Consider the following 24,169-nt stretch of genomic DNA (forward strand, 5'->3'; position numbering starts at 1 on the left):
GGAATGAAGTCATTAAGGCTTAGCTGCTAACTTTAACCATGGCAGGGCGCAATACCTTTTCTTTCAAAATATAGCCCTTCTGCACTTCCTCCACAATAATACCTTCCTCATGCTCGTCTGAATCAACCTGCATAATGGCTTGGTGAAAATCAGGGTTAAACGGCTCGCCAACAACGTTCATTGCTTTAAGGCCTTCTTGCTCCAGCGTTTGCTCTAATTGACGGAAGATCATGTCCACGCCCTTCGCGAGCGATTCAAAATCACCGTTGACCGATGCCGCAGCAACTGCGCGTTCGAAATTATCCACAACTGGCAGCAGTTGGCCGATCAATTTCATCGAAGCATATTGGCCAAGCTCTTCTTTCTCTTTCAGCGTACGGCGACGGAAATTATCAAAGTCCGCTTGTGTGCGCAGCAAGCGCTGCTGGCTTTCTTCAGCCTGCTTCACAAGCTCCACATAACGCGCATCTTCTTCGGAAACTTCACTTGCCGTCTCCTCATTACCTTGCTCTGATTGCTCAGTCGATATAACTTCCTCAGCAGCCTCAGCCGCTTCATTATGTTGCTCCTTTGTACTCATGCAATCACCTCCTTAAAAGTTTACGAAGCAAACTTGGCATCCGCAGCAGCTGCAGGATTATTTATACCAGCGGCCCAGAAGGACCGCCATATCCTTGGATATAAGATCCAGCAGACTAATCACTTTGCCGTATTCCATTCGCGTTGGTCCTAGAATGCCGATCGTTCCCAGCGATTGACCGTCAATAGCATAGGTTGCCGTGATTAGACTGCAATCGCTAATTGCCTTATGGTCATTTTCTGTACCGATACGTACTTGTATACCTGACGGAAGGCCGGAAAACATTTTCATGATGGCTGGTGTCTCATCAAGTAAGTCCAAAATCGTTTTTACCTTGTCTACATCCTTGAACTCCGGTTGTGTCAGCATGTTGGTCGTGCCCCCGAGGAAGATCCTGTGCTCATCTTCATTCTGCAGTGCGTGATCCAGAACTTGCAGCAGCTGCTCGTAATGGTCTACATGCCGTTCAAGCTCTTGCCCGACTTCTGTGTAAAGCTTTGATCTGAGCCGAATCAGCGGAACGCCCACGAGCCTCGTATTCAAAATATTAACGACCTTCTCCATATCCTCCATCTTGAGGCCTTCCGGAATGGATATCGTTCTATTTTCAACATGACCCGTGTTTGTAACAATGATGGCAACCGCCGATGTTTGATCAAGCGGCACAAGGCCAAAATGCTTAAGCGACGTGCTGAACATCTCAGGTCCAAGCAAAATGGATGTATAATTGGTTAAATTGGACAAAATCATCGCAGTTTGCTGAATGACCTGTTCCATTTGGTTCATTTTGTCCGTAACGAACGAGCGGACCATGCCAATATCATTCTCATCCACTTCATTAAGCTTCACTAAATGGTCCACATAATAACGGTAACCTTTCGTGGATGGGACACGCCCTGCTGACGTATGCGGCTGTTCCAGGAAGCCAAGCTCCTCAAGATCCGCCATTTCATTGCGAATGGTGGCTGGACTAAAGCCAACGTCGCCGCGCTTCGAAATACTGCGTGAGCCGACTGGTTCAGCCGAGCGAATATAATCATCCACTATTGCATGCAAAATCATCCGTTGTCGTTCCGTCAGCATTCGAATACCCCCTACGATATTGTTCATTCCATTATTTTGTTTCCCGTCGTTAGCACTCAATACTATCGAGTGCTAATCATTACTACAAAAATACCAAACCAGCTTGTCGATTGTCAAGTCGGTTCGGCAATTTTCGTGCGCCTATTATGCAAAAGGATCATGCAAGCCTTAAACTTTGTGGACTCTGCCTGCTTCATCGACTGCAAATTTCTCTTTTCTTACCCGATTGTCGCCTTGATACAGCTCGACTACACGGTAAGGTGAAACAGAATCATCTATATTCACTTTCCAGCCGTTTGTGTTTAACAAAGCAAGTACTTCTTTAAACTCCATGGCTTTATAGCCATAGAATCCGCTAAAGCCTGCCCATTTCTTAAGAAGCACGGTCGTTACATGCTTGAGCTTGTCTTCTACAGCAACCAATTGATCTTTTTTCTCGGTCATTTTTTATTTCTCCTCTATGTGACAATAAACATCTACCTAGACTATATACCAAATCGAGCCGTAATACTATCAAAGCAGCCGATTAAATGAGCAAATGTCCGTTACCAAGTAAAAAACCACTGTCCGGTTAGCTGCATAATGAGACTAAGGGAGAGTGGCTTCTATTTTCTTAGGAATATAAATATTGCAAATGCTAATTCAGCATCTTGAGAACGGCAATTTCATCACAAGCAAGCTGCTTAGGACAATTGACGCAATCCTTCCACACCTTCTCAGGGAAAATTTCTTTGTCTACGACCTTAAAGCCATTTTTCTCAAAAAAGGATACCGCGTAAGTTAAAGCCATGATTTTCGGTATTTGCTGCTCTCTGGCCGCTTCGATTAAAGCGTCTACCAGCTTGCTTCCGATACCGACGCCTTTGTAACCCTCAGACATGCCAAGCGATCGTATCTCAACCAAATCCTGGCCTAATCTCGTCAGGGAGCCGCATCCGACTACCTCTTCCCCTATTTGCGCGACGACGAATGTATCTATCATATATTCGAGCGCTTCCCGAGTGCGAGGCAGCATAATGCCTTTCTCGGCATAACCTTTTATTAATTGGAACAACGTTTCAATATCCTCTGACGTCGCTTTTCTGCATACGACCTGTACTGCCTGCATATGTGCCTTCGCCTCCACCCGGTGCAAGTTCAAAATCAATATGAATAAATATACAACACAATGCATTTTTTCTCAAGGGGATTTTATCCGGTATATCCGATAAAAGCACCAAAAACTTCATTACCCAAAAGCACGCCTTTATCCGTCAACCGGTAGATCGTATCATCCACTGTTTGTTCGGCTTCCAGTAAGCCATCGTTCAGCAGCTTATCGATGACAGCACCAAACTTCCTCTCCAGTGTATGGCCTGGAAACTGCTTGGAGAACCGGGACGCAGGCACGCCTTCGAGAAGACGCAGTCCGACCATCATCAAATCCTCCATCGCCTCATCCTCTGGCACCTCAAGCGTCTCCAAACGAGGGAGCTTCTGGGCAGATGCATCAATATATGGAGTAATCCCTTTTAAGTTGACATGGCGCATGCGGTTCAAGTAGCCATGGGCACCCGCTCCAAGGCCATAATAAGGCTCATTCCTCCAATAGGTGGAGTTATGCCGGCTCTCATAGCCCGGTTTTGCAAAATTACTGATTTCGTAATGTGCATAGCCGCTACCCTTTAACATATCCATCAGCAGGATGAACATATTAAACTCCTCTTCCTCCGGAGGCAATGGCAGCTCATTGCGCTCATACAGCTTATGGAACAATGTATTTTCTTCTACTTTCAAACTGTAGATCGAATAATGGGGCAGCCCGAGCTCCATAGCGCGGTTTACACTGTCAGCGAGCAGCTCAACCGTCTGGCCTGGGAGGCCGAACATAAGGTCAATCGACAGATTTGTAAAACCAACCGCGCGTGCATTTTCGATGCTGCGGTAAACATCATCTACGCTGTGTATTCTGCCAATCCGCTCAAGAAGGCCATTATCAAAGGACTGGACCCCGAAGCTGATTCGGTTCACGCCGCCTGCCTTCATCGCGGACAACTTATCAATATCCGTTGTACCCGGATTTGCTTCCATCGTAAACTCCACATTCGGAGCCAAAGGGAAATAGGTGCGGACCGATTTCAAGAATCTCTCCATTTGCACAGGTGTAAGCACCGTTGGGGTGCCCCCGCCAACAAATACAGTATCAATCTCCACAGGCGGCCATTGCTGGACCGTCCTCGCCATCTCCTGCTCCAAGGCATCCAAGTATTGATCGACCGGTTGGCCTTTCAATACGTAGGAGGTGAAATCGCAATAGTGGCATTTATTCGTGCAGAAAGGGATGTGTATATATAAAGCACGCGGTGATTGCGTTATAGTCATCGTTTAGCATTCTCCTTCAAGCGCAAACGCAAGAGCGGCGCAATCACGCTGCAGCTTTCGTTCCGCATTGAAATATAAGTCGTTATAAAAAAGAAAATGGAATAGAAAAGAGGGAGAGCTGCGCCCTCCCTCATCCTCGTACGTTTTAATCCTCGCCGATTTTGAGCACCGCCATGAACGCTTCCTGCGGCACCTCTACACTTCCTACTTGCTTCATCCGTTTCTTGCCTTCCTTCTGCTTCTCAAGCAGCTTCCGCTTCCGGCTGATGTCACCGCCGTAGCACTTGGCAAGAACGTTCTTGCGCATCGCTTTAACTGTCTCGCGCGAGATAACCTTGTTGCCAATGGACGCCTGAATCGGCACCTCGAACATTTGACGAGGTATCAGCTCTTTCAGCTTCTCGCAAATGACCTTGCCGCGCTGGTAAGCACGGTCACGGTGAACGATCACAGACAAGGCATCAACTTGTTCATTGTTCAGCATAATGTCCATTTTGACCAAATTGGATTTGCGGTAGCCGCTAATCTCGTAGTCAAATGAAGCATAACCCTTCGTGCTTGATTTCAACTGATCGAAGAAATCATAAACGATTTCAGAAAGCGGCAAATGATAAGTAAGCGTAACACGATTCGTATCCAAGTATTCCATATTGACGAATTCACCGCGTTTATTCTGACAAAGCTCCATTATCGCGCCTACATAATCATTAGGTACAATAATAGCGGCTTTAACAAATGGCTCCTCTACAAAATCAAGCTTGCCAGCTTCCGGATAGTTGGATGGATTGTCAATCTCCATCGTATCGCCGTTAGTTAGCGTAATTTTGTAGACTACGCTTGGCGCAGTTGTAATGAGTGGAATGTTGAACTCACGTTCAATCCGTTCTTGAATGATTTCCATGTGCAGCAGGCCAAGGAATCCGCAGCGGTAGCCAAAGCCAAGCGCTGTAGACGATTCTGGCTCGTATCGAAGCGAAGCATCGTTAAGCTCCAGCTTCTCAAGCGCATCCCGCAAATCGTTGTAGTCCTGTGTCTCGATTGGATATAGTCCGCAGAACACCATCGGATTGATCTGGCGATAACCTGGCAAGCGCTCTGGCGCAGGGCGCTTCGCTTCTGTAACGGTATCGCCGACGCGTGTATCCTTTACGTTCTTAATACCCGCAACGACGAAACCAACATCGCCAACCGCAAGCTCCTTCACGATCGACATGCGCGGCATGAAGGCGCCTACCTCGATGACCTCAAATTCAGCTCCGGTTGCCATAAAACGAATTTTCGAGCCCGCCTTGATGCTTCCGTCCATAACCCGAACATATACGATAACGCCTTTGTAAGGATCGTAATGCGAATCAAAAATAAGCGCCTTAAGCGGCTGATCAGGATCGCCTTCAGGCGCAGGCATCTTGGAAACTACTTGCTCCAGTATTTCTTTGATGCCGATTCCGGCTTTTGCGGAAGCAAGCACCGCATCGGAGGCATCGAGTCCAATCACATCCTCGATTTCCTGCTTCACCCGTTCAGGCTCAGCGCTTGGCAAATCGATTTTATTGATGACAGGTACGATTTCTAGGTTGTTATCCAGTGCCAAATAGACATTAGCAAGCGTCTGGGCTTCAATCCCTTGCGCGGCATCTACGACGAGCAAGGCGCCTTCACAAGCCGCCAAACTGCGTGATACCTCGTATGTAAAGTCGACGTGCCCTGGCGTATCGATCAGGTTGAGGATATATTCAATCCCGTCATCTGCCGTGTACGCTAAACGAACGGCTTGCAGCTTAATGGTAATGCCGCGTTCACGCTCCAAATCCATTTGGTCAAGAACTTGCTCCTGCATCTCTCGAGAGGACAAGGCGCCGGTAAATTCCAGTATCCGGTCAGCAAGCGTAGATTTACCGTGGTCTATATGCGCGATAATGGAAAAATTCCTAATTCTCTTTTGTCGGTCACGTACGTCAGTCATGCCTAACCCCCACAATTTCCAATAATGCTATTCATTCCTCCTATTATATCAGTTAAGGGGAAGACCAGCAATGTTCATTATCACTTCGTTAAACCATCAAAGATGGAAACCACCATTCGTATGCCCTCGCTTGACATATTTTGGAGCAGACCGGACGTTGAATCCGCAATCTTGTTCACAGCCGGCTGTTTGTTTTCAATAGGAACGCCCGGCAGCCGGTCATTGACGAGAGGCAGCTCATTGTCCGTCTCTAAAGGATAAGCTTCCTCCCCAGCAAGCGTTAGTCTCTTAAGCTCCGCCAGCTCCTGCTCGAGCTTTGCTATTTTCTGCTGCTGCTCGCTCATTCGCTCATCTACTGGGTCTGTGGTTTCCTCTGGCAAAATATTTTCCGTATATTCGCTGCTGCCATCCATGGGACCATAAATCCGTTCAATGCCGGAGGTCGACATATCAATGCCATACATGATGATAACAGCCATCGCTCCGCCTAGAACCGTCCACTTTAACGCGTTTCGTTTCATATATCCTTCGTTCCTTTCTATCCCCAAAATATGATGGTCTCTTAGCTCGCTTTGCCTTTGTCCGCTGACACCTTTTCGTCTGCCCAGTAAATGCTTGAGATGACTTCTGCCAAAGCATCGGCAGTCCTGTAGGATTCCTCCAGTGTATTGTCTACGCCACCTACCTCGATTAGTACACTGTCCGAGGCAAGTGACTGATTATATTCCGCATTTCCCGATGCGGCTGTCTTACCCCAGATGCCGCGCGAAATGCCAGGGTATTTTTTTTCAAGCGCTTCATGAATTTTTGTAGCAAAGGCTTCGTTTTTCTCCCAATTCGGGTTCTTGTGGCCGATGATGAAATAAACCTGAGCGTAGCTTTTGCCGTCAATATCGATCGTTGTATACTTTCGTTTTTGCGAATCGCGATGAAGATCAAAGAAAAATTTTAAATCCTTGCTGCTGGCGATCGCTTCCTTCACCGTTTTCATGGAGTATTTATAAGATAATTCCCACCTGTATTTGGGGATTGCCGTCGGATAATCCGTATTGGAATGCTGTGCTCCTACGCCGTTCTCTTCTAGCTTCTGGGCAAGCCGCTTACCTACAAGCGTGATGTTTTTCGTTTTAGAATTTGGATCCTTCGATTGATCCGCAAGCTCAGGATACCAGGATTCGCGATTATGAGAGTGATAGATAAAGACAGCCTTTAAGCCTCCTGTCGTCGGTTTCAAGGGCTCCCCTATGCCACCGTCCTCGCCTCCTGTACTGCCGGTGTCATCCGGTTCATCCGTAGCTGCCGGTGGCTGATCAGGTTCATTTCCATGATTACCGGAAATATCGGTTCCAGCTCCTTCATGCAGACCGCCTATCGGATCATAAGTGATTGGTGCGTTATCCTCGGGTCCTACAGCTGTATCCGTGCCAACTCCCTTGCGTATTAGAAAGGCATCATTTACGCTCATGCCTGGCAATTCACCGGCAAGCAAGCTCTTAGGATCGCCTGGATTAATATCGGTCAGCGCACGCATCAGCAGCGAACTGATTTGCTTGGCTGTGAAAGGCTCCTCCGTCTGACTGCTTTGAAACGCTGGCATCTCCATCTCTAGCATATCCCCAAAAAACCCGCTGGATACTGCGGCAGCGAATCCTTTCATTGAATTAACCGGAGAGGCTGTCGTCTGCTGATGTGCCATTCCCGCCACACCCAGCAATACAAAAAATATCATGGAACAAAAAGAGAGCAGCGCGAATGTTCGCCCCGTCACCAGAAATTTCCTCATACGTTTGCTCTCTCTTCCGATATCGAGCAGCATGACTCTTCGTTTCATAAGCTGTACGACCTCCCGCTTCTTTGCGCCAGTGGCTTTTAGTTACTACTAAACTATGATAGTCATAGAGTTCATAGAACCAATAGATTGACCACTGGGCAGCAATCAGTAGATTTGTTATCCACGATTCACCGTTGTGATGGTAGACAAAGCCATGCTTGCCTGCAAACGCAGCAAAGCCGCTTCCTAGCGAAGCGGCTGCAAGAATCATTTTTTAAGCAAACACTCAGTGTGTATAGGCCGCTACATTACTTGAATCAACGGCATCATGCAGCGAAGCATTTAGGCCGCTCGCAATAATGTTGGCAATATCCTCAATAAATTCGTCAATTTCCTTTGGCGTAACGAGCAGATCATGTCCAATCGGACTGAGCACTTCCTTGACAAGCTGAAGGCGCTCATTCTCCTCCATCTGGTTGACCAAGCCTAAAATATGATCCGAGTTCGCGCTTTGCTGTTTAAAATGATTGCTCATCATCTCCAGCGTGTTGTTCACAATGGTCGAAGCGTAAACGACCGTCGGCACGCCGATGGCAATGACAGGAACGCCTAATATTTCCTTGGTCAGCCCTTTGCGCTTATTGCCGATCCCCGACCCTGGATGGATGCCCGTATCGGCGATTTGAATCGTCGTATTTACCCGCTCCAATGCTTTGGAGGCTAGCGCGTCAATCGCAATGACGAGCTCTGGCTTTGTTTTCTCTACAATACCTTGAACAATTTCGCTGGATTCAATACCGGTAATCCCAAGGACCCCTGGCGCTACTGCGCTTACCTGCCGATAGCCAGGCGCAACCTGATCCGGCATAAGCTCAAAGTAATGACGCGTCACCATGACATTTTCAACGACAATTGGACCAAGGGCATCCGGGGTTACGTTCCAGTTGCCAAGCCCAACGATAAGCACTCTTGCCGTTTTGTTAATCGAGAGCCGTTCGAGAAAGGCCTCAAAATGCTTCGCGAACTGCGTCGCAACACGATCCTGCAGCCCTGTATCCCCGTTACGCAGCCCCGGCACTTCGATCGTTACGTAATGTCCCTGCATTTTTCCGATCGCTTGTGAGCCCTGCTCGTTCTGTACATGCAGCTGCGTGATCGTAATGCCATCGTCTTCGGTTATCTCTGATTGAATGCCTGGAATCGGGCCTCCGCGAGGAGATTCAGCCATTTCCTTCGCTTCAAGCGCCAAATCGGTACGGACGTTATATTGCTGCAAATCAAGTTCCTTCTCCACTGCTCATTCTCCCTTCAAGCCTGTACTACCGTTATTGTTTGCAGATGGCTTATTTTCATACTCCTTGCCAGACACAGATGGGTTCATCTTGGAATTGAACAAGGTGCTTCCTGCTATTGCTTTTTGGGGATTGGCATGATAATATATTTTAAGTTGTGTTGTCTAGGTTTATTATGTATATAAACCGTTGTAAATAGTTTAGGAGGTGAATTCCATGCCAAACATTAAATCCGCGATTAAACGCGTTAAAACAAGTGAAAAGCGTCGTGCTTTGAATGCTTCCCAAAAATCCGCACTTCGTTCGGCCGTTAAAACTGCTGACCAAGCTATCGCTGGCACTGATCTTGATGCTGCTAAAGCAGCTCTTATCGCTGCAACGAAAAAGTTGGACAAAGCAGCAACTAAAGGCCTGATTCATAAAAATGCGGCTTCCCGCAAAAAATCACGTCTTGCAAAACGTTTGAATGCCCTTTCGGCTCAAGCCTAAGCAGCGTACAAGCTTAAACGGTTATCGTCGTCATTAGATGGCTGCAACCGTTTAGCTTACAAAAAAAGCTTCGCCGCCCCTAATCGGGCAGCGAAGCTTTTTTTGTGCGCAAACAAGATGAAACGGCTGTCGCCGTCCTTTGACGGCGCAGCGTGTTTCATTCCGAGAAATGTAGACAGGCGATGGAGATCGAGCTAAGCGCCCTTCTCCATGCCAAGTGAAAGCAAATACAATTCCAAGCCGAGCGTCTTGTCGATCGTTCCCGTCTTCATCTGATAATCAAGCTCTGCAAGCGAAGCCAGCAATCTCCCTAGCTTCGGAACTTGGAACTTGCGGCTTTTCTCCGAAGCAAGCTTCACCGCATAGGGATGCAAACCTAATTGGCCCGCCATCTGCTGGGGCGAGTACTGATGCTGCTCCAGCTCTTTAATTTGCAGCATGATCCTCAGCTGCCTCGCAATGAGCGCCGCGATCTTAATCGGCTCCTCACGTCGCACAAGCAGTTCTCTGTATAGACGAATAGCTTTGTCTATTCGAAGCTCTGCAATCGCATCCACAAGCGCGAATACATCCTCCTCTACCGTAGCTGCTGTCATTAGCGAAGCTATTTCCACGTCGATGGTTCCACCCGCTCCCGCATGAAGGCAAAGCTTGTCCACCTCTTGTGAGAGCTGCTGCATATTGGCTCCGGCGCGGGTAAGAAGCAGATCTGCGGCATCGGAAGACAGGGTTCTGTTTTGCTCCGCTGCTCGCTTAATCATCCACTGCTTAAGCTGCGACGCATCCAGCTCTGGAAAAGGCACGAGTGAATTCCGCTCCTTCAGCGTCTTCACTAACTTCCTCCGCTCATCCAGCTTCTCCGCATTCACAGAAATGACGATAATGGATGTCTCTGAAGGGTATTCCATATATTGAATCAGCTTCTCCGGACGATGCTCCAGCTTGCCGCCTTCTTTCCCGCCAGCACACATCACGACGGCGTCCCTTATGAGAATTAGCTTGCGCTCCACGAAAAAAGGCGACGTCTCCGCTTCAAGAACGGCCTCGTCGATCGAGGTTTCCGCGGTATCGAACTTCACGATGCCAAGCTCGCGCTCATCAGCCGTAAACATCGCGTCTGTCAAGGCATTGATAAACTGCTGCAGGCGATAGCGATCCTTGCCATACAAAACATAGATTGGGCGAAAGCGGCCGCCCTTTATTTCCTTCAACGCTTCCTTCGCATCCATTGCTGCACCCCACTAGCTGTAAGTATAATTATACGTAAGAAGAAACGCCTGATGGCGTCCTTTCTGTAGACGCCATCGTTTCTCCGAAACGTATAGAGAAAGTAAGAGCAAACTCCTATACTTTCCTATACATCAAGAAGAAACGGCTTAGCCGTCCTCTGGCAGAGGACGGCATCCGTTTCTTCAAGAATTATAAGACTGCTTTAACGTGTGAAACGTATAAAACCTCATAGCTGAAATAAAGGGATGAGCCTTTATGGGGCTTCATCCCTTTGCCGAACATCTATATAAACATTCGCAGGCAGGCCCATGGTGCCGCCCTGCGGATGGTCATACGACGTTAAGGCTTCGTCGCAGACACTCTCGTTGCTCATACTATACGCAGCAGCGGATGAATGTGTGCGGATACCTTTCATTAATGGGCTGCCTTCTGTTCCGTTAGGCTAGCCGTATCAATGACATACTTCTCAATAGCTCCTTGCTCCACATGAACCTCGTAGGCTAGTTCGGAGCTATCCTCCGCCCAGCTAAGATTAACAAGCTGGCCGTTCTTGCGCGGTGTCGTATACACTAGCGAATTGTCGTTCAAAGCATACAGCTTGATCGTGAAAGCTTCAACCTTGGCATTGTATTTGCCATCAGGAGACGGGAAGGAAAAGAGATCAGCCGTGATGCCAAGATCATTCTGTTCCGGCACGAGGCTTTTTTCCTCTTGAGCAACGCCAAAGTCGCTGCCTCCGGCGATGTTTTTGCCATCAGATTGCCCTTGCTCTGGCGAGGATGGCATCGAGCCTGTGCCTGCGTCTGTGTTCCCATCGGAAGCATCGCTATCGAACTGATTGTTCAGAGAAACATCTTCCTTATTGAACCCTTCGGTGCTCACCTCGGGATTGGCAGCCCCGATTCTCGACTCGCTTATCGAGAATGACATTCCCTCCGGTGCCTGATTAGCCGTCTCAGCTGCGTTACTGCTCGAATCATTGGACGAGGATTTGGCTAACGAGCCAATATCGGGCAGCGATCCCGGCTGGTACGTGACAAGAAACAGCCCTGCTACGATTCCCGCTGCAATGACTCCGCTCATGATCCGAATCGACGGCCAGCGGCGTTGGCGCTTCGCCCTGCGCGGTACGGCATGCGACGTATCGATGCTTGCAATCGGTTCGGCGGGCGCAGCGGATTTTCCGTATAGCTCCATTCTCTCGAGCTCTGGCATAATCGCATCAACCAGGCTATAGCTCGGCATAACTTTGGGCAAACTGGTAAGCTCGGCGGATAACAGCTGTAACCGCTCGAACATAGCTGCACAGTCCGGACACTGTCTAGTATGATTCGTCAAGACTTCTTTCTCGCTTTCGTCGAGATCGTCGTCTAGCTGTCTTTGCATTAGTTCCATCACCTCTTGACAATTCATCCCCGGACACCACCTTTCTGATAATCATGGAGTAACGTCTGCAGCTGTTGCCTAGCTCTGAACAAATAAGATTTCACCGTGTTGAGCGGCAAATCAAGCGAATCTGCAATTTCGTTGTAAGAGAAATCCTGTAAATACCGAAGGACGACAACCGCACGATGATGCTCAGGGAGCTTGTCGATCGCGGCTTGAATGTCTTTCACAGCATAAGCAGACATTACTTCGTCCTCCACATTCTGTTTCTCGTGGAATACCATGTCGTGCTCATCTATGGAGACGGTCGGTTTATTTCTCCGAAACTTGTCAATGCAAATATTCGTTACAATACGTTGAATCCATGTCTTAAACTGCGCTTTTTCTTCGTACGAGCCTATTTTTGTGTAGATGCGAATGAGCGCTTCCTGCGCAGCATCAAGGGCATCCTGTTCGTTGTTCAATATATAATAGGCTGTCCGATAAACATGCGTTTCAATCTCTCGCAATAGAGTAATTAAAGCGTCGCGATCTCCCGACTGAGCGGCTCTAATGAGCTCCGGCTCCACCACGAAGGATCCCCCTCTCTTGCAACCATTCTGACGAAGTGGTTGCGCTAAAAGTTGCAGATAAACTAGAAAATTTACTTTATTTTTATTAGTAACATTTGCTAATGAGGCTTTTTCCCCTAGTGGGAGTTAATACAGTTCGTTTGCCATATAGCAAAGCTATATGGACTTGCTCTCTTCAACAATGCTGCCATTATGAAATAAACTCCACATCAAAGGATACCAAATTTCTAGTACCTCGTATATAGATAGTGCTTGAATACTATTTGGAAGAATCGTAGCATGGCGCTTCATTGACCATAAAGCCATATTACTTGAGCTTGAATGGTAGGCGAGCAGACGTATGCTAGTCGTTTTCGCTGTCTAACTTACAGTTACAAATTAAACTATATTATAGTATAGAAAACGACGAAGTTAAACCGGAATCCCTATTAGGAGCTACCCTTGCTATAAGTATATAAGCTTCTGCCCTTCACCGTAAATTGCACTTCGCCGTCACGGTCCGTTCGCCACAACTGGGCTCCCGCTTGTGCAACCCTGCCCAAAACGTCAGGATGCGGATGTCCGTAGCTGTTGGTTGCGCCTACGGAAGCTACGCTTCCTAAAGGCTTCCAATAGGAGAGCCATTCGCTGCTTGTTGAAAATCGGCTGCCATGGTGGGCAATTTTCATAACGGATACTTCTTTTGCATCCAAGCCGTCTGCTGGCTTACGCCGCTCATTCCGAATGATCGAGCGTTCGGTTTCCGCGTTGATATCGCCTGTAAAAAGGAAGGAAGATTGATAGAGCTGCACTGCTAACACGACACTGCTTTCATTTTGCTCCTTTTGCCAAGTGACCGAATTCTCCCTATTCTGATCCATCGGCCACAGGACGCGCAGCTTGGCTTCTCGGTCCAGCTGATAACTCATTCCTGCGCTCACCTGATACATCGGAATATGCAGCGTGATTGCTTGTTTCAATAGATCCAGAGCATCCTCCGCTTCTTTCACCGTCCCATTCCACCAAATGCTGCGCACCGGAATCGTCTCGAGAACAGCCTTAAGCCCTCGAATGTGATCGCTATCCAAATGCGAAATAACGAGAATATCTATGCTCCTCACGCCTCGTTTAAGCAGCAGCGGCACCAGCACCTTCTGGCCAACTTCAAAGGGACTGCTTCGTTCCTTCCATTCTTCCCCAGGTTTACGGAAGGATAATGTGCCTCCTCCATCTATTAAAATGTGCTTCCCGCTCGGCGTGCGGATATGAACGGCATCCCCTTGCCCGACGTCAATGAAGCTGACAACCGCATCGCGGTTCATTATATCCGGCTTATAGGCGTAGCCAAGCATAAGCAATAACAGGAATATGGCGGAATATAGGCGGATATTCCATTTTTTATTAGACTCTTGTTCGATTTGAAATACGGGAACAGAGGCAAGCGGGGCCGTTTCCGTTTCTCCCATGCTCGTGCCGCCAGAGTCCGTCCCCCTCTGGCCTGTCCTCGCGCTTATTGCACGAAAAAGGATGCCGAGCATGAACAGCCAAGCACCCACCCACCATAATGGCGGCGTTGCCCATATGGTGCGAAGGGCATCGATCTGCGAGAGCCGCTCCACGAGCCAAAAGGTCCAGTCATTCGCATAATGCGATACGTAAGCAAGAAGCTTGCCGCCAGCCTCCCAAGGAATGGCAAGCAAGAGCGCTATGGCGCCAAGCGGCATAACGATAAAGCTGATAAATGGAACAAGCACAAAATTAGCTACGACGGACAAGGCGTGAAACTGGTTGAAGTAATAAATAGATACCGGAAACGAGACGATTTGGGCTAAGAGCGTAACTGCAGCCAAATCAAGCAGCGCTTTGCCCTTCTTCCACTTCGGCATGGCCCGGCGCACCGGCTGCACGCCGACAATTAATCCGATCGTCACAATGAAGGAGAGCTGAAAGCTGACATTTTCGATAAAAAACGGATCACAAACCAGCATCAGTACCGCGGCCGCAGCGAGCAGATGCAAACCATCCTTGAGTTTCCCCATCCGGGCGGCAAGCAGGCCAAGGACAGACATCAGGCCAGCACGGACCACGGAGGGAGAAGCTCCGGAGAGCAGGACGTAAAGAGGGACCGAGAGGATAAGAATGAGCAATATCCGCTCGCGGCTCATTCGAGCGAGGCGCAGCGTGCCGCCCAGCACGTATAGAAATACGGCGACATGAAGCCCTGATATCGCCAGTATATGCGTCAGTCCCAGCCGTGAAAACTGCTGGAACTGCTCGGGGTCGAGGTCCTCGCGGATGCCGAGGACCAATCCCTTCATGTATCCCGATTGCGACTCGGGATACAGCACATCGAACCGCGCGCCGAGATAATCGCGCGCGGCGTCTACGCGGCCGAGCAGCGCGGCCGCGGTCCACCTGGGGCCCGTCGCCGCTTCGACGGCGGCGGTGCCCTGCACTTTAAGCAGCCAGTGGATTCTCTGGCTGCTCAGGTAGCGGCGGTAATCGAATCCGCCGCTATTGGAGGCACTGACCGGCCGCGTCAGCTCGCCGGTCAAGCGCACGCGGTCGCCGCGCTGCCACGCCGCGGCGATCTCCTGCTCCGGCTGCACATTCAGCCGGACATGCACCAGAAAGCGCTCGCGCACCTCCCGCGCGGCGTCTTCTCCCACGACGTGGACGCGATCCGCCGCCACGCGAAACATTGCCCGATCGCCGTCGATTTCCACCGCCGACACGATCGTGCCAAACGCTTCCGCTGCATAGGCGGCTCGCGGCCCATCCGCCTCTGCGGCGGCCAGCAGCGCCGGCAGCGCCGTAACGTTGCGTGCATCCGCCCACATCCGCTCCCCGGCGGCAAGCGCCACTGCCAAAGCGCATGCTGCGGCGAGCTGCCACGTCGCCTGCTTGCCGAGCACAGCGGCCACCGCCAGCAGCGCAGCAGCCATCGCCGCAAGCAAAACGCCGCGGCTGTCCAGACCCGCAGCCGCGGCGCTTCCAAAGGTCCAACAGATCGCGAACCAGATCAACGGTCGTCGATTCATCCCCATCTCATCGTTCTCCTCTCGTTACCCCAGTAAACAGTCGTCGATTCATCTCTATCTCATCATTCTCCTCTCGTTATCCCAGCAAGTACCGCACAAAAAAAGGAACCTCTGTCGCATCCGAAGACGCAAGCAGAGGTTCCTCCTCTATTCCTTTATGCTAATTCCCTATTCTATTTCAGCGTGACTAAGATGTTACATCCATATGTGCCTGAGCAGGTGGTTCGAAATGATCCAAGCCGCGAAAGATGATGCCCTTTTGCTTCATCAGATTTGTGACCTTGTCACTATCCTTCGGGTAGCTGCGATGGTAGACGATTTCAATGACACCACTATTGGCGAGCATATTCGCGCATGTCCAGCAGGGCTGGTCGGTGACGTAAACGGTCGAGCCCTCGCGGTCAGTACGATCCGTGAACAGCAGTAAATTCTGCTCCGCATGAATCGTCCGAATACAGCGCTGCTTCTTAAAGGGCTGCTCCTTGCCGTCAACCAGCTTCATTTCGACCTCCTCCGCAATCATGCAGCCTGCCTCAAGACAGTCCTGCACGCCCATCGGAGCGCCGTTATAAGCTGTTCCGAGCAGTTTCTTGCCTTGAACAAGCACTGCCCCCACATGTCTGCGCGGACAGCGTGAGCGCGTCGACACCATATAAGCGATATCCATAAAATACGTATCCCAATCCTTGCGGAGGGCATCCTGCGTTTGGGTGTTCATAACTCCAACTTCCTTTCTCATGCTGCATCTGTTAATCTGGCTGCAAATCAATGAATGGTTTAGTTTTGTTGGCTAGCGGCGATAGCTTGTTCAAGATCAGCAAGAATATCGTCGATGCCTTCCGTACCGATTGACAAACGGATCATGCCTGGAGATACGCCAGCACCCTCTTGCTGCTCTGCAGAGAGCTGAAGATGTGTCGTGCTTGCTGGATGGATAATCAATGACTTCGAATCGCCAACATTCGCCAAATGCGAGAACAGTTGAACCGCATTGATTACTTTCTTGCCGGCTTCCACGCCGCCTTTAATGCCAAAAGTCATAATTGCGCCTTTGCCCTTCGGCAAATATTTTTGCGCAAGCTCATAGGACGGATGGCTGGACAGCCCTGGATAGCTTACCCACTCAACCGATTCATGCCCTTGCAAAAATTCAGCTACCTTTTGTGCATTGGAGCTGTGGCGTTCCATCCGAAGATGAAGCGTCTCTAGTCCTTGCAGTAGAAGGAAGGAGTTAAATGGCGATATTGCCGCTCCCATGTCGCGAAGCAATTGCACGCGCGCTTTAATGATATAAGCAACAGGACCCACAGCATCTGTATAAACAACGCCGTTGTAGCTTGGATCAGGCTCAGTCAAGCCGGGAAACTTGCCGCTTGCTTTCCAATCAAATTTTCCTCCGTCTACAATAATGCCGCCAATTGACGTTCCGTGCCCGCCAATAAACTTTGTCGCCGAGTGAACAACGATATCAGCGCCGTGCTCGATTGGCCGGCACAAATATGGGCTTGGAAATGTATTGTCTACGATAAACGGGATACCGTTCTCATGAGCGATTGCAGCAACAGCTGCGATATCGATAACGTCGCCTTTTGGATTGCCGATGGTTTCGGCATAAACCGCTTTCGTACGCTCGTTGATTGCAGCGCGGAAATTTTCCGGGTTCGACGGATCAACAAAACGCACGGTAATGCCCAGCTTGGCGAGCGTAATCGAGAAAAGGTTGTACGTGCCGCCATACAGGCTGGTTGCAGATACAATCTCATCGCCAGCGCCTGCAATGTTCAGGATGGAATATGTAATGGCGGATTGACCGGAAGCAACCGCTAATGCAGCTGGAGCGCCTTCCAGTTCAGCAACCCGCTTCTCAAATACATCCGAGGTTGGATTCATGATTCTGGAATAAATATTGCCGAACTCCTGCAAAGAAAATAAATTTGCTGCATGATCTGTATCTTTGAATCCGTACGATGTCGTTTGGTAGATAGGTACCGCGCGCGACAACGTTGTCGGATCGATTTGCTGGCCTCCGTGGACGGATAGCGTATCAAGAGAAAGCTTGCGTTGTTCTGACATTTCCTCGACTCCTTCAAATGAAGTTATTATGATAGCAATGAATTAGGTAAGCGGAACCAAAAGGCCGCGCTCCTTTCCATTCTCTCACAATTATGGACGAGCTACAATGCTATCTTTGATCCCTTGCAGCAGTTTTTCGCCAATTCCCTTTACCCGCTGCAAATCTTCAACCGAGGCGAATTTCCCATTATTATTCCGATCATCAATTATGGCCTGTGCTTTTGCAGGACCGATTCCTTTCAGCTCATCGAGCTCGCTCACTGTCGCGCGATTAATGTCCAGCTTGCCATCTGCCGCAGCCTCCTCTCTCCCCGCCGTTACTGCACTTCGCCCTTCGTTTACCCCATCCTCGGATGGTGCATGCTGTTCGGTATCAACAGCTTTCTCCTCCGTTTGATTAACTGTAAGGGGATCATTGTCTCTCTCATCATTTTTGCTAGGGGTTGTAAGGGAACCCTCATTCGCTGGCTCTTGCGAAACGGACGGTTCAATCGGCTGCTCCATTTTTGCAATCGCATCGCCAACCGCTTCATTTAAAGGAACCCACTGGCCAGTCTCCTTTTGTTTAGGCTCCATTAAGGCTCCTGCCATAAGGAAAAGAGCAGTCGCGACAAAAATACAGGCAACCACAAAACGTTTGTTCAAACGTCCAATCCTTGCTGTTTTCATCAGGTCACTTCCTCTCGACAAATAATTTGGTAATTAGTGACATATCAAACAAGTCCTACGGAATAAGGTAAGAGAGCAAACGAATAAGGATAGGTTGATTCGGGATTTGCACGCGTAGACCTTCAGTCCTTCCATCCTCTCAAGCCCTACGCGCGCCAAACCTATAGGAGGGTTCAGCATGAATGTCGGATTTATCGGGACGGGCACAATGGGAAGCCTGCTCATTGAAGCTTTGATTGCATCGGGCGCCTTATCGCCTGCACAAATTGCCGTAAGCAACCGCACCTTTGCCAAAGCGCAAGCATTAGCCGACCGTTATTCCGGCATGAGAGCCGAATATACGAATGCCGGAGCGGCTAGCGGCTGCGATATTCTGTTTTTGTGCGTGAAACCGCTGGAATTCAAGAAAGTTGTCGATGATTTGAAGTCTGTTATTCGGCCTCACCAAATCGTCATCTCCATAACCAGCCCCGTACTCATCTCCCATTTAGAGGGTGAGCTCGATTGCAAAATAGCCAAAGTCATTCCAAGCATAACCAACTATGTATGGAGCGGAGCTTCCCTGTGCATATACGGAGAAAGGATGCATGCGGAAGATAAGGAGCTTCTGGAGGATTTACTCTCCCATATCAGCGAGCCGCTCCGCATAGATGAAAGCTACACCCGAATCGTATCGGACCTATCGAGCTGTGGTCCTGCTTTCATTTCCTTCCTGCTCGAGCAATTCATTGAGGCGGCCGTGGAGGAAACCGGCATTGGGCGCGAAGAGGCTGAGCGCGTAGCAAGCTCCATGCTGCTCGGAACCGGCTTGCTGCTTACAGAAGGCGGTTTGACTCCAGCCGACGTGCAGGCAAGGGTGGCTGTGCCAGGCGGTATTACGGCTAAAGCGTTGAATTTGCTTAGACGAGAGACGGATGGTGTATTTAATCAGCTCATCCGGACGACCCACGCCAAATTCAATGAGGACCTCGTTAAAGTTTCCACTGCTTTTATAGGCGAAAAGGTGAACGGTCAATAGCTGTTCTTCAGCTAATGCCCGCTCACCTCTTCGGTGTGCCTTTTATTTAATTGGCTACAATATTAACAAGCTTGCCTTTAACAGCAATAACCTTGCGGATCGTTTTGCCTGCAATGAGCTCTTGTACTTTCTCTAGCTCTTTCGCCAGATTTTCCATTTCAGCGACATCCATATCCGCTGCTATGGACACGCGGTCCGCGATTTTGCCGTTCACTTGAACAACGATCTCGACTTCTTGGTCCACAGTCCAGGACTCCTCATAAGTCGGGAATGCAGCATACGTAAGTGAGTCCGTACGGCCCAGCTTCTCCCACAGCTCTTCCGCGATATGCGGCGCGATTGGCGAGAGCAATTGAACAAACTGCTCCATTGCTGCTTGCGGAAGCACTTCTGTTTTGTAGGCTTCATTCACGAAAATCATCAATTGGCTTATCACCGTGTTGAAGCGCAGCCCCTCGTAATCCTCGGTAATCTTCTTGATGGAACGGTGCCATGCACGCTTGAAAGCATCGCTTGTATCCCCTGTTCCGATTTTGGCGCTCAGAGTGCCATCCTCATTGATGAACAACCGCCATACGCGGCTAAGGAAACGATAAGTTCCTTCCACTCCGTTCGTGTTCCATGGCTTCGTTGCTTCCAAAGGACCCATAAACATCTCGTACATCCGAAGCGTGTCCGCCCCGAACTCATTGACGATATCATCCGGGTTAATGACGTTGCCGCGTGATTTGGACATTTTCTCATTATTGTTGCCAAGAATCATACCCTGATTCACAAGCTTGTGGAACGGCTCCTTCGTATCGACAACGCCGATATCGTATAGTACCTTATGCCAGAAACGGGCATACAGCAAATGCAGCACAGCATGCTCAGCGCCGCCGATATACAAGTCGACGGGCAGCCATTCCTTTTGCTTCTCTGGCGAGCATAGCTGCTCATTATTCTTCGGATCGATGAAGCGCAAGTAATACCAGCAGCTTCCTGCCCATTGCGGCATCGTATTTGTCTCGCGACGAGCTTTCATGCCCGTCTCAGGATCGATGGTATTGACCCAATCCGTAACGACGGCAAGCGGAGACTCGCCTGTTCCCGATGGCGTAATTGCATCCACATCCGGCAGCAACAGCGGCAATTGATCCTCAGGCACCGTCTTCATCGTACCATCCTCCAAATGAAGGATTGGGATCGGCTCACCCCAGTAACGCTGGCGGCTGAACAGCCAATCGCGCAAACGGTAAGTGATTTTGCCTTTGCCTTTGCCCGATGCATCCAAATGCTCGATCATCTTCGCAATAGCTTCTTCATTCGTTAAGCCATCAAGGAAATCGGAATTAACGTGCTTGCCATCTCCTGAATAAGCTTCCTTCGTGATATCTCCGCCTTGCACAACCTCTACGATAGGAAGGTCGAACTGCTTAGCGAACTCCCAGTCGCGGGAATCATGGCCCGGTACGGCCATAATTGCGCCTGTTCCGTAACCGGCTAGGACGTAATCGGCAATCCAGATCGGTGTTTTTGCGCCGTTAACTGGATTAACCGCATACGCGCCAGTGAATACGCCCGATTTGTCTTTAGCCAAATCTGTACGTTCCAAATCGCTCTTGCGTGCCGCGGCTTCCTGATAGGCAACAATTGCTGCTTTCTGTTCTTCCGTGACGATTTGGGCAACAAGCTCATGCTCAGGAGCCAGTACGCAGTAAGTCGCGCCAAATAGCGTATCCGGACGAGTCGTGAATACGACCAACGAAGAATCGTGACCATCGATTTCGAAGGTAACCTCTGCGCCTTTCGACTTACCGATCCAGTTGCGCTGCATATCCTTGATGCTCTCGGACCAGTCCAGCTCCTCAAGATCATCCAGCAAGCGGTCTGCATATTCGGTAATTTTCAAAATCCATTGACGCATCGGCTTGCGGACAACCGGGTGGCTGCCACGCTCGCTCAGCCCGTTAATGACTTCTTCATTTGCCAGAACGGTGCCGAGTGCCTCGCACCAGTTCACGGATACTTCAGCTACGTAAGCAAGCCCTCTATTGTAAAGCTGGATAAAAATCCATTGTGTCCATTTGTAATATTCAGGATCTGTGGTGCTGATCTCACGATCCCAATCATAAGAAAAACCGAGTGACTTGATTTGTCTGCGGAAATTATCGATGTTCTTGAACGTAATGTCGCGCGGATGCTGTCCCGTATCCAAAGCATGCTGCTCAGCAGGCAAGCCAAAGGCATCCCAGCCCATGGGATGAAGCACATTGTAGCCCTTCATTCTTTTGTAACGGGAAACGATATCCGTCGCGGTATAGCCCTCCGGATGCCCTACATGCAAACCTGCTCCTGATGGGTACGGAAACATGTCGAGTGCGTAAAACTTCGGTTTGCCCGCTTCTTCCTTCGTTTGAAACGTTTTGTTGTTATCCCAGAATTGCTGCCACTTCGGCTCGACAACAAGCGGATTATAGCCGTGAAATTGCTGTTCTTGACTCATGTGTAGATTTCCTCCTAGAAATAGATGCTATAGGCTTAGCCGTACAAAAAAACATAAAACCTCCCGCCCCTAGCGGTTATCGCTAGGGACGAGAGGTTTTTCTCCCGTGGTACCACCCTAGTTAGCGGCAGGCATGCTTTGCCTATCGCTCACTTGTCGCCTTTATCGCAGGCCAAACGGCGCATATCACGATCGATGCAACATCGATACGTAACCTTACGCAGCTCCAAGGCGAGCTTCATTTCGCAGCAGGTCCGGCTTGCACCCTTAAACGCCGGCTCTCTATGCCTTACAAACGAAATTACTGTTCCTCTTCAACGCTCCATATGCATAAAAATGGTTAGTTTCGATTATAAAGACCGATCCGTTCGGTGTCAAGAGAAACGCCCTCTTATACAGCCGACGACTTGTTACTGCGGCCGAACGTGATGATCCTGACAAGAATTGCAATCAGCAAGCCATGAACAGCAAATCCGCCAATTGCGGCATTGCTGCCGACAATCATGCCTAGCAGCCATAATGAAATCGGCGGAAGCTGAATGATAAACAACAAGCATAGAACAAATATGAGAATAGCGTCATTCGCTTTTGCATTCATTTTATTTCGAAGCAGCAGCGTCACCAGCATGATAAAGCCAAGGCCCATAGAGATTTGGCTCCAGAACCTCACTGCATATCTTTCCGAGCCAGATTCCGCCCCGAGAAAGCTATAACTAAAGCCAATTTGCCCTGCATACAAAATTCCTACAACGATTGAAGCGACACTTAGCGCAGCGATTAACCATCTTTTCAAACTCAAGTCCCCCTCCTTATAACGACAGCATGCCAAGGTCGAAATGATAGATGCCTTAACCGCCGCAAGAAGCGGAATGGTTGGCTCATCCTTTTATACGAATGTTTTCCAAATAATGTTGCGCTTGAACTTATCATTTATTTCCGTTGACTGCTCCCGAAACAGAGAGAGTCCTGTTTGCTCCCGCTCCCAAACCAGTCAATGCGAATCCCACGACCACCAGCATCAGCATGACTAATGAAAGATTCCAATTGCCCGTAACGTCATGAATGAAACCAAACAGCAGCGGACCTGCTGCCGCAAGCAGATAACCAATGGCCTGTGCCATCCCGGACAGCTGTGCCGATTGTTCAGCGCTTCCGGTCCTAAGCACAAAAAACATAACAGCAAGGCTAAAGCCTGATCCGCCGGCTATGCCGAGCAAAATCATGCATACTGGAATCAACGCCGCATGCCCGTTATACAGCCCAATATATCCGACTAGCATGAGTAGAGCCGTGAGAAGAGACAGCCCTTTCTGGCTTGCCTTACGTCCCGCTATGACAGGAATCAGGAACGTTGCCGGCAAACTGACGAATTGAAGAAGCGACAGCATCCAGCCCGCATCGGAATGGCTCATGCCGCGATCATGCAAAATTTCAGGGAGCCATGAAACGTTGACATAGAAGCAAAAGGATTGAAGCCCCATAAATAGCGACACTTGCCAAGCTAAGTTTGAACCGAACAGACTCTTTCGTTTAGACCCGTTCTGCGCGCTTGTTTGGTTAATTCTTTTCATTTTGCGTATTTGCGGGATCCATGCCGCACTGGAAATAAGAGCAAGGAGCGCCCAGCAGGCGAGCATCCCCTGCCAGCCGAATCCAAGTTGCTCTGAAATGGGGATGCTAAAGCCTGAAGCGAGCGCGGCTCCAAGATTCATGACGACGGAATATAAGCCGGTCATTAGCCCGACTCTGGACGCAAAATCCCGTTTGATCAGGCTAGGCAGCAGCACGTTGGCAATCGCGATCGCCATCCCTAGCAAAGCTGTGCCTACGAATAATGCCGCTATGGAAGGCAATGAACGTATTATTATCGCTCCGGTCAAAACGATCATGGCGCCAAACAGCGTATTTTCCATGCTGATCCGACGAGCCATTCGTGGCGCAAGCGGGGAAATCAGCGCAAATGCCAGTAGCGGCAAAGTGGTCAGCATACCCGTCCATGTGCTGGATAAGCCAAATGTTTGCTGAATATTGGACACAATGGGTCCGACAGCGGTAATCGATGCGCGCAAATTTGCGGCGATAAGCAAGATGCCAAGCAGGAGCAGCCAAGAGCTCGTCATCACAAGCGGTCTTGAAACGGCGGCTGATGCTTGGTTTGCATGGTTCATTTTCACAAT

At 49.5% G+C, this 24,169-nt stretch carries 23 protein-coding genes and 1 other annotated feature; of the genes, 2 read left to right on the plus strand and 21 right to left on the minus strand.

The features are described from left to right. Positions 1-19 precede the first annotated feature (19 nt). The 10 genes from grpE to gpr all read right to left on the minus strand — a co-directional run bounded on the left by grpE (position 20) and on the right by gpr (position 8,986). Positions 20-580, minus strand: coding sequence for a nucleotide exchange factor GrpE (grpE, locus tag E0496_RS32540; RefSeq protein ID WP_141506092.1), 561 nt, complete (start codon positions 578-580; stop codon positions 20-22). Positions 581-637: 57 nt separating this feature from the next. After that, complete coding sequence (gene hrcA, locus E0496_RS32545) at positions 638-1,663, minus strand: heat-inducible transcriptional repressor HrcA (RefSeq protein WP_139994319.1); 1,026 nt, start codon at positions 1,661-1,663, stop codon at positions 638-640. A gap of 168 nt (positions 1,664-1,831) precedes the next feature. Then, entirely contained in the window at positions 1,832-2,107 is a 276-nt protein-coding gene (locus E0496_RS32550) for a hypothetical protein (RefSeq protein ID WP_141506093.1), read from the minus strand. Positions 2,108-2,300: 193 nt separating this feature from the next. Next, a complete protein-coding gene (locus E0496_RS32555; RefSeq protein ID WP_139994315.1) occupies positions 2,301-2,771 on the minus strand; it encodes an N-acetyltransferase in 471 nt (156 codons plus the stop codon). 83 nt (positions 2,772-2,854) lie between these two features. Further along, on the minus strand, positions 2,855-4,024 hold the full coding sequence (gene hemW / locus E0496_RS32560) for a radical SAM family heme chaperone HemW (RefSeq protein WP_141506094.1): 1,170 nt from the start codon (positions 4,022-4,024) through the stop codon (positions 2,855-2,857). 145 nt (positions 4,025-4,169) lie between these two features. Continuing rightward, a complete protein-coding gene (gene lepA, locus E0496_RS32565; protein WP_141506095.1) occupies positions 4,170-5,987 on the minus strand; it encodes a translation elongation factor 4 in 1,818 nt (605 codons plus the stop codon). A gap of 80 nt (positions 5,988-6,067) precedes the next feature. Next, on the minus strand, positions 6,068-6,508 hold the full coding sequence (locus E0496_RS32570; protein WP_141506096.1) for a hypothetical protein: 441 nt from the start codon (positions 6,506-6,508) through the stop codon (positions 6,068-6,070). 41 nt (positions 6,509-6,549) lie between these two features. Next, on the minus strand, positions 6,550-7,683 hold the full coding sequence (gene spoIIP, locus E0496_RS32575; RefSeq protein WP_241675070.1) for a stage II sporulation protein P: 1,134 nt from the start codon (positions 7,681-7,683) through the stop codon (positions 6,550-6,552). Continuing rightward, a complete protein-coding gene (locus E0496_RS36775) occupies positions 7,649-8,029 on the minus strand; it encodes a hypothetical protein (RefSeq protein WP_241675071.1) in 381 nt (126 codons plus the stop codon). The genes spoIIP and E0496_RS36775 overlap by 35 nt, the downstream gene beginning before the upstream one ends. Positions 8,030-8,044: 15 nt before the next feature. Then, positions 8,045-8,986 (minus strand): GPR endopeptidase, encoded by a 942-nt coding sequence (gene gpr / locus E0496_RS32580; protein ID WP_241675077.1) that lies wholly within the window; start codon positions 8,984-8,986, stop codon positions 8,045-8,047. Between the two features lie 280 nt (positions 8,987-9,266). Between gpr and rpsT the strand changes: the two genes are divergently transcribed. Continuing rightward, complete coding sequence (gene rpsT / locus E0496_RS32585; protein WP_141506099.1) at positions 9,267-9,539, plus strand: 30S ribosomal protein S20; 273 nt, start codon at positions 9,267-9,269, stop codon at positions 9,537-9,539. 194 nt (positions 9,540-9,733) lie between these two features. Here the strand turns inward: rpsT and holA are convergent, their stop codons facing one another. From holA to E0496_RS32620, 8 genes are all read right to left on the minus strand, one after another. Further along, positions 9,734-10,768, minus strand: coding sequence for a DNA polymerase III subunit delta (gene holA / locus E0496_RS32590; RefSeq protein WP_141506100.1), 1,035 nt, complete (start codon positions 10,766-10,768; stop codon positions 9,734-9,736). Between the two features lie 254 nt (positions 10,769-11,022). Then, positions 11,023-11,184, minus strand: coding sequence for a hypothetical protein (locus E0496_RS35780; protein WP_161601655.1), 162 nt, complete (start codon positions 11,182-11,184; stop codon positions 11,023-11,025). Then, positions 11,184-12,182, minus strand: coding sequence for a zf-HC2 domain-containing protein (locus E0496_RS32595; RefSeq protein ID WP_141506101.1), 999 nt, complete (start codon positions 12,180-12,182; stop codon positions 11,184-11,186). The genes E0496_RS35780 and E0496_RS32595 overlap by 1 nt, the downstream gene beginning before the upstream one ends. Continuing rightward, positions 12,179-12,727, minus strand: a complete 549-nt coding sequence (locus tag E0496_RS32600) for an RNA polymerase sigma factor (protein WP_053376850.1) — start codon at positions 12,725-12,727, stop codon at positions 12,179-12,181. The genes E0496_RS32595 and E0496_RS32600 overlap by 4 nt, the downstream gene beginning before the upstream one ends. Before the next feature lie 428 nt (positions 12,728-13,155). Beyond that, positions 13,156-15,753 (minus strand): DNA internalization-related competence protein ComEC/Rec2, encoded by a 2,598-nt coding sequence (locus tag E0496_RS32605; protein ID WP_141506102.1) that lies wholly within the window; start codon positions 15,751-15,753, stop codon positions 13,156-13,158. 181 nt (positions 15,754-15,934) lie between these two features. Continuing rightward, positions 15,935-16,465 carry a deoxycytidylate deaminase gene (locus tag E0496_RS32610; RefSeq protein ID WP_139994296.1) on the minus strand — a complete coding sequence of 177 codons (531 nt, stop codon included), beginning with the start codon at positions 16,463-16,465 and terminating at the stop codon, positions 15,935-15,937. A gap of 59 nt (positions 16,466-16,524) precedes the next feature. Next, a complete protein-coding gene (locus E0496_RS32615) occupies positions 16,525-17,820 on the minus strand; it encodes a homocysteine synthase (RefSeq protein WP_141506103.1) in 1,296 nt (431 codons plus the stop codon). A 90-nt stretch (positions 17,821-17,910) separates the two neighbouring features. After that, a complete protein-coding gene (locus tag E0496_RS32620) occupies positions 17,911-18,489 on the minus strand; it encodes a ComEA family DNA-binding protein (protein ID WP_141506104.1) in 579 nt (192 codons plus the stop codon). A gap of 178 nt (positions 18,490-18,667) precedes the next feature. Between E0496_RS32620 and comER the strand changes: the two genes are divergently transcribed. Then, a complete protein-coding gene (gene comER, locus E0496_RS32625; protein ID WP_141506105.1) occupies positions 18,668-19,507 on the plus strand; it encodes a late competence protein ComER in 840 nt (279 codons plus the stop codon). A gap of 46 nt (positions 19,508-19,553) precedes the next feature. On the opposite strand, the gene leuS is transcribed toward comER, so the two are convergent. From leuS to E0496_RS32640, 3 genes are all read right to left on the minus strand, one after another. Continuing rightward, the gene (gene leuS / locus E0496_RS32630) at positions 19,554-21,992 is read right to left on the minus strand and encodes a leucine--tRNA ligase (RefSeq protein WP_141506106.1); all 2,439 of its coding nucleotides are present in this window, start codon (positions 21,990-21,992) and stop codon (positions 19,554-19,556) included. An 81-nt stretch (positions 21,993-22,073) separates the two neighbouring features. Continuing rightward, positions 22,074-22,319: a binding site (T-box leader), on the minus strand. Between the two features lie 64 nt (positions 22,320-22,383). Further along, a complete protein-coding gene (locus E0496_RS32635) occupies positions 22,384-22,785 on the minus strand; it encodes a hypothetical protein (protein WP_141506107.1) in 402 nt (133 codons plus the stop codon). A gap of 133 nt (positions 22,786-22,918) precedes the next feature. Continuing rightward, positions 22,919-24,160, minus strand: a complete 1,242-nt coding sequence (locus E0496_RS32640) for a CynX/NimT family MFS transporter (protein WP_141506230.1) — start codon at positions 24,158-24,160, stop codon at positions 22,919-22,921. Positions 24,161-24,169 lie beyond the last annotated feature (9 nt).

Origin of the sequence: Paenibacillus luteus, assembly GCF_006542765.1 — a bacterium.
Classification (GTDB): Bacteria; Bacillota; Bacilli; order Paenibacillales; family Paenibacillaceae; genus Pristimantibacillus; species Pristimantibacillus luteus.